Raw genomic sequence first — 16,468 nt, 5'->3', positions numbered from 1 at the left:
TGATTTTTAATTAAGATATAAATCATAAGCTCCGGCAACTTCCGTAGAAACTTCGCCCAGCCAACCCGCTTCTTGGTTGACTCCTGTGTAAACTTTCACAAAATCAATTCCCGGAAGTTTTACATATTTTCCGCTTTTATCGACTGCCCAGGAAATATCAATATTAGAAGCCTCATCGTTATTCGGAGCATTGTCTGCATATCCGAAATCATAAGATTTTCCGACCCAATAAGATCCCGTTCCGCTCTGATCATAATAATTGTTCATCAGTTTTGTTCCGGTAAAGCTGTAAGAAGTATCGCTCAGCCACATTGGATAGTAGCTTTGCGCATGGAAGGTATTTTTTGTTTTAAATCCTAAATTCCCCAGATTGTCCTGCCATTTTATATATTCTGTATCAGTCTGCCAAAACTCACTTCCCGGAACGGGAGGTTTATTTTCATTGGGCTTTACATATGTTATGCTATAATCTTTTACGGTTGTATTTTTGAAATATTCGCTGCCTGCGATTTCATACCATTCATTATCATCGGGTTTTCCGTTTTTATTTCTGTCGTAGGCAACCATGATAATTCCAGGTTCGCAAGATCCTGAACGTGGCTGGCTCGCATCATTTCCCCAAAAAGCATTTCCTAAAACTTTAAAATCTCTTCCGTTCATATTCGGAATCGTATGATCAAAACCGAAAACAACGTATCCACCAAATCCGCCTAAAGTCAGCATCGAAGAATTTCCTCCGACCAAAGATTCTTTAGCTTTCTGAAGCATTTTCGTAAAAGTATCTCCGTTTTCGTATTCAGGAATTTCATTGATGAATTGCCCCACTGCAGGACGGAAATCGAAAACATTAGAAATATATTTGCTGTACGTTCCGGTTTCCTGTTTTACAATAATTTTTGAATTATATGTTTTTACAGTTCCGTTAATGTCAATTTTTAAAGTTAAAGGATATGTTTTCACAACAGGACTGATAAAATCCAGCTGAGAATCTTGGGAAATAATAGAATCATTGATGCTCCATGTGAAATTCCCGCCAACTTTCGGATCGATATTTAAGACCTTGAAACGATCGATTGTGTAAGATTCTTCCAAGCCATTAAAAGCAGAATCATCTTCGTCTCTGTCACTTTTACAGCCAATTGTTCCTATCAGAATTGCTGAGAAAAGTGTTGTTTTTATAATTTTTAAAATGTTTCTTTCCATTTTTTAATTTAATTTATTTATACAAAAAAGTGAAGTGTGCAGGGATATTTCCGCCTTCTGTTTTCCATTTGAAGTGTCCGTTTTTATCGAAGCAGTAGACATATCCGGTCGAAACATAATTTCTCGCATCAGTCATATAAATATCTTCTGTAATTGGGTTTACAGCAATTCCGTAAGGCGTTTTGATCGCATCAACATATTCCTGATCGATGATTTTATTAGAGATAATCTGCTCAGTTTTCACATCAATAATTCCGAAAGATTTTGTGTAAGCATGAGTATTGTAGTTGAATTCATTCCCGTAATAATACAATTTGTCATTTACGATCGTCATTTCACTTACCGAAATATGAAAATCTTTTTTCACCAATCCTGTAGCCGCATCAACCAAAAATAAACTTGAAGGAACGGTGTAGTAATCACCTCTTGAGCTTACATACAGATCGCCGTAATTATCTTTTTTAATTCTGTGAAGATTAATCGCAACATCTATTTTTTTAGTTTCAGTAAAAGAATTCAGATCAACCACAGAAACTGTTTTATCATAATTTGGAAACTTATACCCTCCGGAATTAGCAACGAATAACCGATTTCCAACAATTTCCATTTCTTCCGGCTGATAACCGACAACCGCCGTTCTTTGAATCGTTAAGGAAACCGTATCAATCTCAACCACTTTTCCCAGCGGCGCATTCGGATCTAAAGCAACGGGGCCGGCATAACTTGAAGCATAAGCTTTTCCGTTTTTAAAAGTGATGTAACGGCAGTTTTCAAGATTAATGGTTTTAATTCTTTTTGCGGTTTTAGCATCCAAAACTTCAATTTTATTGGAAACATTAATGACGGCATACAATTTATTTCCATAGATCTGAATGTCATTTCCAACGTCTCCCAGCTCTTTCACCACATTCGGATTGATCTCTGCATAAATATTTCGGTGATACGTTCCAGTCGTATAATCAAAAAAATCGAGAGTCGCTTTGTTGCTTCCCATATTGCCTTCATTTAAAAGGTAAAACCCTTTGACAGCGGTATTTTCAGGCTGTGCAAGTCCTGTTTCGGTTTCTTCACGGGTAATGTATTCATCCGTTCTGCACGAAATCAATGAAAACAGTACACAAATCAGAAGATAAAAGTTTAATTTTTTCATAATGTAAAGCTTACAATGAGTTTAAAAGTTCTTCCCGGCATCGGATAATTCAGCACCACATCATAATATTGATTAAAAATATTATTAACCTCGAAACTGGCTTTAAACTGATGCTCTTTCCATTTTATTTTTCTCTGAACTGACAAATCATGCGTATACCAAGGCTGAATGTAATTGTATAGGATATTATTCTGATTCACATCGTAGCGTTCCCCAACATAGATAAAACTGTAATTGAAGCTCCAGCCTTTGTAATCAGACATCAAAGAAAAAGATCCGCTGTGCCAAGGCGTGTAAGGAATCTGGTGTCCGAAATACGATTCTCCCCGATCGGAAAAATCTCTTGCCCTCTGAAAAGTATAGCTTAATAACGGACGGATCTTAACATTCCCAAAAAGCAGATTAGCCTGAAGATTGATATCTGTTCCGAGAATTTCAACTTCTCCAAGATTCAGCATCGTCCACCGGAACATACTTCCGTTCGGAGCGGCAATGATTTTATCTTCAACTTTATTAAAATAACCATCAACTTTAGCCGAAATTCTTTGTAAAACAGAACCTGAAAAACCTTTGGAATAAGCAAAACCAAGATTATACTGATTGGTAAATTCGGGTTTCAAAGAAGTATTTCCGATCATCGTATAATACAGATCATTGAAAGTCGGCATCCTGAAAATCCTTTTATAGAAAGCTCTTACCGTAAAATCTTTTCCCGCAAAAGGCTGATAACTCAGAAAAGCTGAAGGCGTCCATTCTGTTCTGTCCGGTGATTTTGTATTTTTTTCCACATCTTCCGAAACAAAAGTTCCTAAAACACTTCCCAGGAATTTCAGACGTTTCCATTGATAAGTGGTTGCAAAAGCCGCCAAAGTTGTATAGCGTGTCGGGTAAGAAAAATTAACCAAATCCGCGTCCAGATTATTATACTGAAAATCTACACTCGCGCTGACATCCCAATCAGAAGTAATAGAAAATAAATTGGAGCTAGACACATACAGTTCCCGTTGAATATACTGATTCTGAATTTTTATGGATGAAACTGTATCAATATAATGCGTGTAATCGTACGCGAATTTGGCCTTAATCTGAGTTTCCAGTTTTGGAAATATTTTTTTCTTAAAACTTCCCTGAACGAAAAAATTTTCGTCGGTCTGCCTTTCCCCTCTTCCGTCAAAACGGTTGTTCACAATTGCAGCAGGAATTCCACGATTTGACATATAACCGTAACCTCTCACATTCCAGCTTCCGTTATTGAGTGTTCCGTTCAAACTTGTTTCAAAACGTTTTGCATGAATATCAGAATCCATTCTTTTGGCAATTGTATCGTAAGCAATTTCTCCGTCAGGATATTTTTTCTTGTAACGGTATTTGTAAACACCATCACTCTGAATAAATTCTGAGCTAAAGCTTGCTGAAATATTTTTTGAGATTTTCTGTTCCAATCGAAAAGAAGGATTAAACAGATCGATAGAACTATTTTTGAATCTTACGACTAAATTTGTTTTACGATTTCCTTTAAAACCCGGAACTTTCGGCTGTAAATAAATAGATCCTGACGAACCGAAATCTTTTGCAGGCTGAAAGATTTCACTTTTTTGTCCGTTGTAGAGAGAGATTTCTTCCAAATCATCAAGAGAATATCTTCCCAGATCCACTACTCCATTCTGAGCATTCCCGATCTGGATTCCGTCATAAAAAACACCAACGTGCTGACTTCCCATACTCCGGATATTGATTGTTTTCAAACCACCAATTCCACCGTAATCTTTGATCTGAATTCCCGAAAAATACCTCAGTGCATCGGCAACCGACTGGCTGTTGAGCCTTTCCAGCTCTTCCCCCGACAACACCTGTGCAGGAAGAATCTCTTTAAAATTTTTCTTTTGAATATTGACCGGAATGATGGGATGTTCCTTAAGACTGTCTTTAGATTGTGAAAATATAAGCTGAGCTGCCAACACAAAAACTGTGATAGCAACTTTCTGAAGTTGAGATGTAAAAAATGTTGTCACCATTAGCTCATTTAGAATAATGATGACGCTAATGGATATAAGAATACAGCGACTAAGCACAGCTGTAAACTGCACAAAATCAATGATGTCCTAATGCTTTATTCCACGAAAGCGTCAAACGTTAAATCTTCTGGCAGGTCTTCTGACTTACTCCATTTTTGAAATCCTTCCCATTAAAAAAACAGTGGATATTATCTTCAAAAACTTTTTTTGTGGAGCTTACAGCAGCGGGTCTGTTCCGGATTTTCACCGGATTCCCTTTTAAGCGCTTTTTATGGCTCACCAGATTGCGGCAAAGATAGAAAATAAATCATAGAATCAAAATTGAATTTAATTCTATGATTTTCAATTAAATAAATTTAAAATTTGATTTAGGAAAATACATTTTTTAAACGCAAAGTTTTATTTTCTCTTGATAATATTTTAGGAAGCAAAGAAGTAATCAATTAAAATTGATTTGAAGAAGCGAACGTTTACAGTCAGCTTAATCAGACAGCTTGCTGTCAGAACTTTGCTTCCTTAAAGTTATTCCCAACTGAAAACTAGGATTAACTCCCGAAATTCCTTTTTCATCAAATTTTCCCAATGGAACTTTTACTCCAACACCGCCATTTAACTGATGAATATTATCTTTTGAATTCAATAATTGATAAATTCCCATCAGGTTTAAATCTCCGATTCCATTGATTCTAATATCCTCCTGCAATGTTTTCTTTTCATGAAAATGAAATGGCAAACTCGCATATACACTCAGTTTTTTCGTCAAAGGAATTTTACCCCAAAGCTGAATCGTATTGAAATATTGATCCTGCGTCAAATCTTTTACGAATAAATTTTCTTTTGCTTTATAATGTTGGGCAAAATATTTTATGCCGATATATTGTGAATTTAATAAAGATTCAAAACCGGATGATCCGTTTCCCGCAGCACAGCATCAAACGCCCCTTTTGTCATTCCGTAGGAATCTAAGCGGGATTATAAAAATTAAGACGTAAAATCTTTGCTGAGATTCCTGCGGAATGACAACTAAACGTTAATTTTAAACGAATGCAAACTCTTGCAGTCAAAACAAGATTTGAAAAAATTAACTCAAAAAACCGGTGGTCTGAAAATATGTTTTAAAAACAGAAAAGAATAATCTGTTTTATAGGTGAACTTGAAATTAAAAAGAGAAATTTTCTCTGTATTTCGGATTTCTGTACTATCAGGAAGAATGTAAATATCGAGTAGTTTCTGTCCTGAGTTTTTTATTTTATTTAAAGGAGAAGAGTCGTTATCATTGGTTTTAGCAATTTCTTTACTCAGATAATATTTTCCGTTACAGTGAAGCTCGGGATTGCTTTGTTGATACACAAAACTTCGGAGATATAATCATAATTTACAGCATATTCCACCAATGGCATCAGAGGTCTGAATACCACAAATAAAGTGAGGAATATGCTGCAAATAAAGTTCATCGATTATTTTTTGCTGATTGCTTCTTCGTATCTTCTGCTGATTTCTTTCCAGTTCGTCACATTCCAGATGGCAGCTAAATAATCTGCTCTTTTGTTCTGATATTTCAGATAATAAGCGTGTTCCCAAACATCAATTCCAAAAATCGGCGTTCCTTTTTCTTCTACAACATCCATCAACGGATTATCCTGGTTCGGCGTCGATGAAACGAATAGTTTCCCGTTTTTATCCACAGACAACCAAGCCCAGCCTGAGCCAAAACGATCTGCTCCAGCTTTAGCCATTTTTTCTTTGAAAACATCCATACTTCCGAAAGTTTCGTTGATCGCTTTTGCCAATTTCGCTGATGGCTGTGTATTTTTTTCAGGGGTTAAAACCGTCCAGAATAATTCGTGATTGTAGTGACCTCCCGCATTATTTCTGATAGCCGGACTTAGTTTCGAAACATTCGACATGATCTGAAATAACGTCTGTTTTTCCTGTGGTGTTCCTGCAATAGCTTTATTCAAATTCGCTACATACGCTGCAGCATGTTTCGTGTAATGAATTTCCATGGTCTGTGCGTCGATATTACCTTCCAATGCATTGTAAGCGTAGGGCAAAGCCGTCTGCTTAAACTGTCCGAACGCAAACTGCGCCGCAAATACTGCACTTAAAGCAGCTACTTTCAAAATCTTCATACCGTTTTGTTTTTTGTGTGGTTAAATTTTATTTCAACAATTTCTTAATATCCTCAATTAATATTTCTCTGTCGGGATGATATTTTCCCGTCAGTTTCGGAGTCTTTCCTTCCTTGTCCTCATAATTCAATCCTGAATAATATAAAATCGGCATATTTTCTTTGTTATATCTGCAACGAATATTTCCTTCTTTATCGACAAGTGCGATCATCCCGCTGTGATTGAGACTCTCACTTTCATCTTCTTTGTCACCGACATAAATATTGAACTGATCCGCAATCTTTCCGATGTAATCTCTGTTTCCTGTTAAAAAATGCCAGTTTGGAGATTTTGCGCCTATTTTTCTGGCATGTTCTTTCAATAATTCCGGAGTATCATTTTCCGGATCAATACTTATCGAAATAATTCCAAAATCAGGATTATTGATTTCATCCTCAATGGCTCTCATATTCGTATTCATAACAGGGCAAATCGTAGGACATCTGCTGAAGAAAAACTCAACCAGATATACTTTTCCAAGCATATCTTTGTTGGTAATCTTTTTGCTATTCTGGTCGGTAAGTTTAAAATCCGGAACTTTCATTACGGTGTAAAGATTCTTTTTAAAATATCCCATTCCGACTCCGATACCCAAGAATAGTAAAGCAATAATAGCAATCGGAATAATTACTTTACTCTTTGTATTGTTTGTCTTTTTATTTTTGGACATATTTCTCAGGATCTTTTTTGAACTCGTCTCTACAATAAGCACTGCAAAAACCATACGTTTTATTTTTATAGACTGCTGTATCTTTCATATCAGCTTCTGTCGGCATATGACAAATCGGGTCTTCTGCATTGGCAAATTTCACTTTTTTCGTATTTGATTTTGAAGCTGCAGTATTCTTTTTATGCTTTACTTTAGGCGTTTCCTGAGCACAAGCCATTAATGAAACCGACAATAATGCGGTTATAATAATTTTTGATTTCATTTTATTTTAAATTGAAATTAATAGTCGTATTGAATGAAAATGGATTGATTTTTTTAAACTAAACTTAATATTAGATTGAATTGAACATTAAGAATATTTAAGCTGCTAAGATCCATTAAGAAATCAAAATGATTTTTAAGTTTTACCTATAAAGTAAAACATATCTTAAAGCCTTAACCCAACTCAATGATTACAATAAAAACTAACATTTTAGTTTAAAATAAACTTAAGCCAAAGGAGGATGGAATATTCTGGAAAAATATTCTGATGTATGGAAATCTATATAATCCGAATTAGGATTTTTTATTGAAATATCAGATTGATTGTTGTCTGAAAAAGAAAGGATTTCATTAGACAAGAAAACATCTAATCCTGTAATTTTAATATTTTGATTATTATTGGATTGCTTTTCTGTTTTTGCCAATTCTTTTTCAACGTAGCATTTTCCTTTACAGGTAGATTGAGGAACATTTCTGTTTTCACAAAGGTTTTTGACGATGTAATCGTAATTTACCGCATAATTAACCAATGGCAAAACCGGACGTAATGCAATCGTAAAAATGATGAATATGGAAATGAAAAACTTCAATTATATTTCTGTTCTACAAATATACTACTGAAATTGTTTTTGTGAATCATTTATGATGAAAGTCATTTTTTAGTTGATGGGTTTTGGTTGATTGTTGAATAGTAAAGTTTTTTTTGTTTTTATTTCCTACGGATTACACAGATTTACACTGATGATTGTACATAAATTTTTAATTAAAATATCACATAAACATCTGTGCAGATCTGTGGGAATAAATTCAGTTTCGGGCTAAAGCCCGTTCATATTGATAATTGAGTTTACTTTAATACAACATAAACGCAATATTTTAAACTTTCAGCATCCATCTCCCCTCTTCCAACTTCACTAAAACTTCATTCTCTGGATTCTCACAGCATTTAAAATAGCCAGTAAAGCCACTCCGACATCAGCGAAAACAGCTTCCCACATCGTTGCTAAACCACCTGCTCCGAGAGCAAGAACGATTGCTTTTATCGTAAATGCAAGAATAATATTTTGCCAGACTATTTTTTTCGTCTGCTTTCCGATATTGATAGCCATTGGAATTTTGCTCGGCATATCATCCTGAATAACAACATCAGCAGTTTCGATAGTAGCATCACTCCCCAATCCGCCCATTGCAATCCCGACATCGCTTAACGCTACGACAGGAGCATCATTTACACCGTCGCCCACAAAAGCTACGGTTTGATTTTTTGCTTTAATTTCTTTAACTTTATTTACTTTATCCTCGGGGAGCAAATCTCCGTAAGCATTTTGAATTCCCAACTGATCGGCGACATATTTTACCACAGAGGTTTTATCACCACTCAGCATTGTCGTTTTTACGTTTAATGATTTTAATTTATTGATGGTTAATTGTGCATCAGCTTTGATGGAATCGGCAATCGTTAAATAACCAACAAATTTTCTATCATAAGCAACCGCAATTAAAGTATAGACAATATTTTCAGACTTAATATCATAGTTAATGTTGAATTTATCCATTAATTTGAAATTTCCGACCAACAATTCTTTTCCATTGACAGTTGCTTTTAAACCATATCCTGCAATTTCTTCTACATTTTCTAATTGAATTGAATGATCGATTTCTCCGACATATTCCTGGATTGCGGTTGCAACAGGGTGGGAACTTTTACTTTCTAAAGCATTGACAAATTTTAAAATCTCATCTTTGTTCAATTCACTGTTGAAATTAACTTCCTGCACTTTAAAAACACCTTCTGTCATTGTTCCGGTTTTGTCCATCACAACATTTTGAACATTCGCCAGAATATCAAGAAAATTACTTCCTTTAAACAAAATTCCGTTTCGGCTTCCCGCTCCGATTCCTCCAAAATATCCCAGCGGAATAGAAATCACCAAAGCACAGGGACAAGAAATCACCAAAAAGACCAAAGCTCTGTACAGCCAATCTCTGAACAGATAATCTTCAATGAAAAAATACGGTAAAAACGTGATTCCAATCGCAAGAAATACAACAATCGGAGTATAAATTTTTGCAAATTTTCTGATGAATAATTCTGTCGGAGCTTTCTGAGCGGTTGCATTCTGAACCATCTCCAGAATTTTGCTCAACTTACTGTCTTTGTAAGCTGTCGTGACTTTTACCTGACTGACTGTATTTAAATTAATCATCCCTGCTAAAACAGCTTCACCTTTGATTTTGGTATCCGGTTTACTTTCTCCCGTCAACGCTGATGTATTGAAAGAGGCTGTTTCGGACAATAATTCTCCGTCTAATCCCAATTTTTCACCTGATTTTAACTGAATAATTTCTCCAATATTTACTTTTTCGGCTTTTACAGTCTCAGGTTTTCCGTCCTTTAAAACCGTAACCTCATCGGGACGCTGATCGAGTAAAGATTTAATGTTGCTTTTTGCTCTTGTAACCGCCATTCCCTGAAAAACTTCACCTACGGAATAAAAAAGCATCACCGCAACACCTTCCGGATATTCCCCGATAGCAAAAGCGCCTACCGTTGCAATTCCCATTAAGAAAAACTCAGAAAAAACATCACCTTTTGCAATACTTTCATACGCTTCTTTTAAAACAGGCAATCCAACCGGAATGTACGCGATTAAATACCAGACTAAGCGAAACCAGCCTGTAAACCAATCGGGTTTTATATAGTTATCTAAAGCAATCCCTATTAATAATAACCCGAAAGAGATGATCGCAGGAAGAAACATCTGAAAAGCAGATTTGTCCCCTGTATCATGAGAATGGTCGTGATCGTGACCTTCATGATTGTGATTGTGCTCCTTTTTTGGTTTTGTGCTGCAGCATTCTTCCATAACTGAATAATTTTAATCAAAATTAGGTTTAAACCCAATGCAATACTATTGCAAACTTTCAAGACAGTTTTCACAGATTCCTTTCGCAAAAAGTCTTATTTCATCAATTCTGAAATTGGTCTGAATATTTTCAGGGATGGAAATATCTTCTTTACAAGTTGTCTGTTTACAAATCTTACAGTAAAAATGAAGATGCCAATCTTTGTGAGTCGTTTCGTCACAGCCGTCATGACATAGCTTATATTTAGTTGTCGCATTTTCCTGAATACTGTGAACAATTCCTTTTTCTTCAAAGGTTTTTAAAGTTCGGTAAATCGTTGTCCGATCTGCATTTTCAAAATGATTTTCTATTTCCGACAATGATAAAGCTGCTTCCTGAGAACTCAAAAAATCATACACCAAAATCCTCATACTTGTAGGTTTGGTATTTTTATCTATTAATTTATTTTCGATGTCTTTTTTCATGATCTTCTTGAATTTAATGTTCATGTTCTCCTGAATTCGCCAGTTTTGCATTAATAAAAAATGCGCCTTTGACAGCAATTTTCGATTCGGGAGAAATCTCTTTCACAGAAGTTATCGCTGTGAAACCCATATCGGATGAACCTTTTACGACTTCCACTTTCTCAAAGTTAATGGTTTTTGATTTTGTTTCAGAGTGATTTTCAGCTTCCTTTTCATGACTTTCTTCATTTTGCGTTTCTGTTTTTTTGTCTGTTTTTACAAATACATAAAATTTCCCGTCGGCTTCTACGATTGCTTCGTTGGGAATTGCAGGAGTTGTTGTTTTATCAAGACTTACAATTCCTGTGATGTTCATTCCGTCGATCAATCCGGTTTTGTTTCCTGTAACATTCGCATGAACCGAAATCGTTTTGCTGTCGTTTTCGAAGGAAGAACCGATGCTGTAAATTTCTGCATCATATTCAGTTTCAGGATTATTCGTTAGTTTAAAATGAACAATCTGTCCGACTCTCATTTTAGGGAGATCTTTTTCAAAAACCTGTAAATCAAGGTGAATAGAATTGTTATCAATAATTTCTGCAACGGGTGAAGAAATATCTACATAACTTCCGATCTGTGAAAAAATACTGCTGATTGTTCCGCTAATCGGAGCCGTAATTACCAAACCCGATCTCATGTTTCCGTTGTTTACTTTTCCCGGACTGATTCCCATTATTTGAAGCTGTCGCAAAAGAGATGCCTTTTTTGTTCGTAAAGCCTTTAATTCCGCATCCGCGCTTTGAAGATTTTTCTTTGCACCTGCATCATTGTCGAAAAGTTCTCTTTGTCTTCTGTACTCCTGTTCAGCGTAAGTGATTCTGCTGTTTGTCGTTAAATAATCTTCCTGCAGCCTGATAAATTCCGGATTGGAAATTGTTGCAATGACCTGTCCTTTTTTTACAAAACTTCCGACCTGAACATTTAAAGTTTTGATAATTCCGCCGTACAGAGAAGTGACGGTTGCTTTATTATTGTTTGGAACTCTTAATAATCCGTTGGCTTTAATGGTGGAAGTCAATTCCTTCATTTCAATAGTTCCTAAAGTGATTCCGACCGCTTTTATCTGATCTTCCGTTAGTAAAGCGACTGTTTGCGGAGTTTCTTCATGATTTTCTTCTGCCTGTTCGGTTTTTTCTTCCGAATTTTCAGAAGAAGTCTCTTTTTTATTACAACTTAAAACAAAAATTGCAGTGAATAAAAGATATATGATGTTTTTTTTCAGTTTCATATTATTTATTAATGATTGAATTGATCGTGATGACAGATTCGTTAACCTGCTGAATAGATTCTAAATATTTTAATTGAATATTGGTCGAAGTCTGTAAGGCAAAAAGATATTCCATGTAAGAAATTTCTCCTGTTTTATAGCCTAATTGTGCTGCTTTTACAATTTTTCCAGCATTAGGAATTGCCTGATTTGCGTAATAATCATACCGCTGAATATCCTGTTCATATTGACTAAACGCATTTTCCAATTGTACCCAAAGCTGTTTTTTTTGTTGTTTAGCATTGGTTTCGGCAACCTGTTTCTGATATTCCAAAGATTGAATTCTTGCTTTCGTAGCCCCGAATGTTAATGGAATTGCAACTCCAACCGTTACAGAATTGAATCGGTTTCCTGCATTGTAAAACTGCTCCTGTCCGTTTCTGGTGTGAAATCCTATTAATGATTGATTGGTGTAGCCCAAGCTAAACTCAGGAAGTCCGTGAGATTTTTCAACATTCTTATTCTTTTCTGCGATTTCCATTTCCTGATAAAAAGATTTTACCGTAGGATTGTTGGCAATTACCATACTGTCTAAAATGTTTTCGGCTTTTAAAGGCTCATAATTTTTATTGAATGGAATTTCAAAACTTTCGGAAGTATTTAAAAGTGTTTTTAAATTTTTATAAGCATTCATTAAATACACTTCATTTTGCTTCAACAGTAAATCAATTTCACCTTTTTGCGTTTCTGCCGTATTAATTTCAATCTTTTTAATATCTCCCGCTTTAAATCTTACTGTTGCAATTCTGATAAAATCCTGATACAGACTGTCGAGATTTTTTAATTTTAATTGATTGTACTGCAGATATTCAATCTGATAATAATAGGTGCGAACCCGCTTCATCAGTTCATTTATAGTAATTTCTTTATCAATTTGTCTGCTTTTAATATTTTCATTAATCAATTCTTTTCTTGCCTTAAACAATGTCGGAAAAGGAATGCTTTGTGAAATGGAAAACGACTGATCGAATTTCGGACTGTTGTATTGTCCCAACTGCGCATCGAAATTCAGTTTTGGAAGTTCATTTGCCGTTCCTTTCAAAGCTTCTGCAGATTTTATAATTAAATCTTTTGACTTTAAACTTAAATTATTGTTGACCGCAATTTCCATTGCATTTTCAATAGAAAACTGTTGCGCTTGAGCCTTAAAAGTTGATCCTAAAAACAGGAATCCCAATACTAAAGCTGCTGTTACAGATTTACCTTTAAAACTATTTCCTGAAATTTTTGAATTAAAAATAATGTACAACATCGGCAAAACGAATAAAGTAAGGAAAGTTGCAGTGATCAAACCTCCGATAACGACTGTTGCCAAAGGTTTCTGCACTTCCGTTCCGGCTCCTGTAGAAATTGCCATCGGTAAAAATCCTAAAGACGCTACTGTTGCCGTCATTAAAACAGGTCTCAATCTGATTTTTGTCCCTTCAAATACTCTTTTCAAAAGATCTTTTTCACCTTCTTTTTTCAGTTGATTAAAAGTTCCGATCAAGACAATTCCATTTAAAACGGCAACTCCGAAAAGAGCGATAAAACCGATTCCTGCACTAATACTGAAAGGCATATCCCGAAAAAGCAAGGCAAAAATGCCTCCGATTGCACTCATTGGAATGGCTGTAAAAATTAAAGCCGCCTGTTTAAACGAATGAAAAGTAAAGTACAACAACATGAAAATCAAAAACAAAGAAACAGGAACAGCAATCATCAAACGTTTGCTTGCCGCCTGTAAATTTTCAAACTGACCTCCGTAAGTAAAATAATATCCTGAAGGTAATTTTACTTTATCCAATTTAGTCTGAATATCTTTCACAACACTTTCTACATCACGGTTTTTCACATTGAAGCCAATGACAATTCTGCGTTTTCCTTCCTCACGGCTGATTTGTGCAGGATCCAATTTGTAACCAATATTCGCCACCTGAGAAAGTGGAATCTGCGCTCCCGAATTAGTAGAAATCATTAAATTATTAACATCATCAATATTCGTTCTGTGAAGACTGTCGAGACGGACAACCAGATCGAAACGCCTTTCGTTTTCAAAAACCTGCCCTGCACTTTTCCCTGCAAAAGCAGTACTTACAGCATTATTTACATCTTCGATATTCAAACCGTAATTTGCCATCCGTATTCTGTCGTATTCGACATTGATTTGTGGAAGTCCGCTAATACGCTCGATCTGCGGAGACGTTGTACCGTCAACAGACTTAATAATTTTCCCGACTTTATCTGCATAAATGGATAATGAATCTAGATTTTCACCAAAAATTTTAACGGCAACATCTTGACGGATTCCCGTCATTAATTCATTAAAACGCATTTGGATCGGCTGATTTTTTTCAAAAAACACTCCGGGAATTATTTCTAATTTTTCTATGATTCCATCTGCAAGTTCTTCATAAGATTTCTTTGTTTTCCAATCTCTTTGAGGTTTTAAAACAACAATTAAATCAGAAGCTTCAGGCGGCATCGGGTCAGTCGGAACTTCTGCTGAACCGGTTTTTCCGACAACCATTTTCACCTCATCAAAATTTTTAATAATTCTGGAAGCCTGCATCGATGTCTCAATACTCTGGCTTAATGAACTTCCTTGTGGTAAAATACAGTGAAATGCATAGTCTCCTTCCTGCAGCTGAGGAATAAATTCGCCACCCATACTTTTAAAAATGAAAATCGTAATGATAAAAACAGCGAACGTTGCCGAAACAACGATATATTTAATTCTAATCGCTTTCTCTAATAAAGGCTGATATATACTTTGAAGCTTATTCATCATTTTATCTGAAAATGTTTCTTTATGGGATATTTTTTTAGATAAAAACAAAGCACTTATCATCGGAATGTAAGTCAATGACAAGATTAAAGCCCCTAAAATAGCGAAACCAACCGTTTTTGCCATGGGTGTAAACATTTTACCTTCGACCCCGACCAACGTAAGAATCGGAATATAAACAATAAGAATAATAATTTCTCCAAAAGCTGCGCTGCTTCTGATTTTTGAGGCAGAAAGAAAAACTTCTTCGTCCATTTCTGTTTGAGTAAGCATTTGGGTAGATTTTTTTAAACCTAAATGATGAAGGGTGGCTTCGACGATAATTACGGCTCCATCGACAATTAACCCAAAATCAATCGCTCCGAGACTCATTAAATTGGCACTTACTCCGAAAACATTCATCATTCCCAACGCAAATAACAGTGACAGCGGAATTGCAGAAGCTACAATTAATCCAGCTCGAAAATTTCCGAGAAAAATGACTAAAACAAAAATGACAATTAAAGCGCCTTCAATTAAATTTTTTTCTACGGTTTTCATCGCTCTTCCAACCAAATCCGTCCTGTCGAGAAATGGCTCGATCACAATATCATCCGGAAGCGATTTTTGAATCGTGGGAATTTTTGCTTTGATATTATTAACAACTTCATTGCTGTTTGCTCCTTTCAGCATCATGACAACTCCACCAACGGCATCTACTTTTCCATTGTAAGTCATTGCTCCGTAACGAACGGCACTTCCCAAACGCACTTCTGCAACATCTTTCACAAAAATCGGAACATTTCCTGTTTCATTTTTTACAGCAATGTTTTTCACATCATCCAAAGAAGTCACAACCCCAATTCCACGGATAAAATAAGCGTTCGGCTTTTTATCAATATAAGCTCCTCCCGTATTCTGATTGTTTTTCTCTAAAGCGGTAAAAATATCCGTAATACTTACTCCCATTGCTTTCAGACGATTGGGATCGACGGCAACTTCATATTGCTTTAACTGACCTCCAAAACTATTAACCTCAGCAACTCCAGGAGTCCCGTTGAGCTGTCTTCGTACAATCCAATCCTGCATTGTACGAAGTTCTTTAGGATCATACTTTTTTTCACTTCCTTTTTTGGGATGGAGAATATATTGATACACTTCGCCTAAACCCGTACTTACAGGTGCCAATTCAGGTATTCCGATTCCTTTTGGAATTTCTTCGGCGGCTTCTTTTAATTTTTCATTAATTAATTGACGTGCAAAATATACGTCTACATTTTCTTTAAAAACAACCGTAATCACCGATAAACCGAATCTTGAAATACTTCTCATTTCTTCAATGTCGGGAACATTGGCAATACTTTGTTCGATCGGAAATGTGACTAATTGCTCGACTTCCTGTCCAGCTAAACTCGGACACGCTGTAATAATCTGAACCTGATTATTGGTGATGTCAGGAACGGCATCAATCGGTAATCTGGTAGCGCTCCAAACGCCCCAAATAATCAAAAGCAAGGTCATTATACCAATGACGATCTTGTTTTTGATACTGAATTTTATGATTTTATCTAACACAAATTGAGATTTAATTTGTGATTGTCGGTCTGATTCTGT

The 16,468-nt window shown here is 35.7% G+C and carries 13 protein-coding genes and 1 riboswitch; all 13 genes read right to left on the bottom strand.

Features of this window, described 5'->3' with window-relative positions:
* Positions 1-6: 6 nt before the first annotated feature.
* The 13 genes from ABD745_RS08730 to ABD745_RS08670 all read right to left on the bottom strand — a co-directional run bounded on the left by ABD745_RS08730 (position 7) and on the right by ABD745_RS08670 (position 16,429).
* Positions 7-1,203 (bottom strand): cell surface protein, encoded by a 1,197-nt coding sequence (locus tag ABD745_RS08730; RefSeq protein ID WP_344828183.1) that lies wholly within the window; start codon positions 1,201-1,203, stop codon positions 7-9.
* A gap of 13 nt (positions 1,204-1,216) precedes the next feature.
* Positions 1,217-2,353: a YncE family protein gene (locus ABD745_RS08725; RefSeq protein WP_344828180.1), complete on the bottom strand. Its 1,137-nt coding sequence runs from the start codon at positions 2,351-2,353 to the stop codon at positions 1,217-1,219.
* Positions 2,350-4,368 (bottom strand): TonB-dependent receptor plug domain-containing protein, encoded by a 2,019-nt coding sequence (locus tag ABD745_RS08720; RefSeq protein WP_344828178.1) that lies wholly within the window; start codon positions 4,366-4,368, stop codon positions 2,350-2,352. The genes ABD745_RS08725 and ABD745_RS08720 overlap by 4 nt, the downstream gene beginning before the upstream one ends.
* Positions 4,369-4,480: 112 nt before the next feature.
* Positions 4,481-4,667: riboswitch (cobalamin riboswitch) on the bottom strand.
* Between the two features lie 182 nt (positions 4,668-4,849).
* A complete protein-coding gene (locus tag ABD745_RS08715; RefSeq protein WP_344828175.1) occupies positions 4,850-5,182 on the bottom strand; it encodes a hypothetical protein in 333 nt (110 codons plus the stop codon).
* Positions 5,183-5,454: 272 nt separating this feature from the next.
* The gene (locus ABD745_RS08710; RefSeq protein WP_344828173.1) at positions 5,455-5,718 is read right to left on the bottom strand and encodes a hypothetical protein; all 264 of its coding nucleotides are present in this window, start codon (positions 5,716-5,718) and stop codon (positions 5,455-5,457) included.
* A 107-nt stretch (positions 5,719-5,825) separates the two neighbouring features.
* Positions 5,826-6,500 (bottom strand): superoxide dismutase, encoded by a 675-nt coding sequence (locus ABD745_RS08705; RefSeq protein ID WP_344828170.1) that lies wholly within the window; start codon positions 6,498-6,500, stop codon positions 5,826-5,828.
* Between the two features lie 28 nt (positions 6,501-6,528).
* The gene (locus ABD745_RS08700; RefSeq protein WP_344828168.1) at positions 6,529-7,209 is read right to left on the bottom strand and encodes an SCO family protein; all 681 of its coding nucleotides are present in this window, start codon (positions 7,207-7,209) and stop codon (positions 6,529-6,531) included.
* Positions 7,196-7,471 carry a YHS domain-containing protein gene (locus ABD745_RS08695; protein ID WP_344828165.1) on the bottom strand — a complete coding sequence of 92 codons (276 nt, stop codon included), beginning with the start codon at positions 7,469-7,471 and terminating at the stop codon, positions 7,196-7,198. Before ABD745_RS08695 ends, ABD745_RS08700 begins: the two co-directional genes overlap by 14 nt.
* Before the next feature lie 226 nt (positions 7,472-7,697).
* Positions 7,698-8,060, bottom strand: a complete 363-nt coding sequence (locus tag ABD745_RS08690; RefSeq protein WP_344828163.1) for a hypothetical protein — start codon at positions 8,058-8,060, stop codon at positions 7,698-7,700.
* 324 nt (positions 8,061-8,384) lie between these two features.
* Positions 8,385-10,034 carry a heavy metal translocating P-type ATPase gene (locus tag ABD745_RS08685; protein WP_425549790.1) on the bottom strand — a complete coding sequence of 550 codons (1,650 nt, stop codon included), beginning with the start codon at positions 10,032-10,034 and terminating at the stop codon, positions 8,385-8,387.
* A gap of 348 nt (positions 10,035-10,382) precedes the next feature.
* Positions 10,383-10,802, bottom strand: coding sequence for a Fur family transcriptional regulator (locus ABD745_RS08680; RefSeq protein ID WP_344828158.1), 420 nt, complete (start codon positions 10,800-10,802; stop codon positions 10,383-10,385).
* 13 nt (positions 10,803-10,815) lie between these two features.
* The gene (locus tag ABD745_RS08675; RefSeq protein ID WP_344828156.1) at positions 10,816-12,069 is read right to left on the bottom strand and encodes an efflux RND transporter periplasmic adaptor subunit; all 1,254 of its coding nucleotides are present in this window, start codon (positions 12,067-12,069) and stop codon (positions 10,816-10,818) included.
* A 1-nt stretch (position 12,070) separates the two neighbouring features.
* Complete coding sequence (locus ABD745_RS08670) at positions 12,071-16,429, bottom strand: CusA/CzcA family heavy metal efflux RND transporter (RefSeq protein ID WP_344828153.1); 4,359 nt, start codon at positions 16,427-16,429, stop codon at positions 12,071-12,073.
* Positions 16,430-16,468: the final 39 nt, after the last annotated feature.

The organism is Chryseobacterium ginsenosidimutans (assembly GCF_039536845.1).
GTDB lineage: Bacteria > Bacteroidota > Bacteroidia > Flavobacteriales > Weeksellaceae > Chryseobacterium > Chryseobacterium ginsenosidimutans_B.
This window is presented reverse-complemented; position numbering and strand designations above follow the sequence as displayed.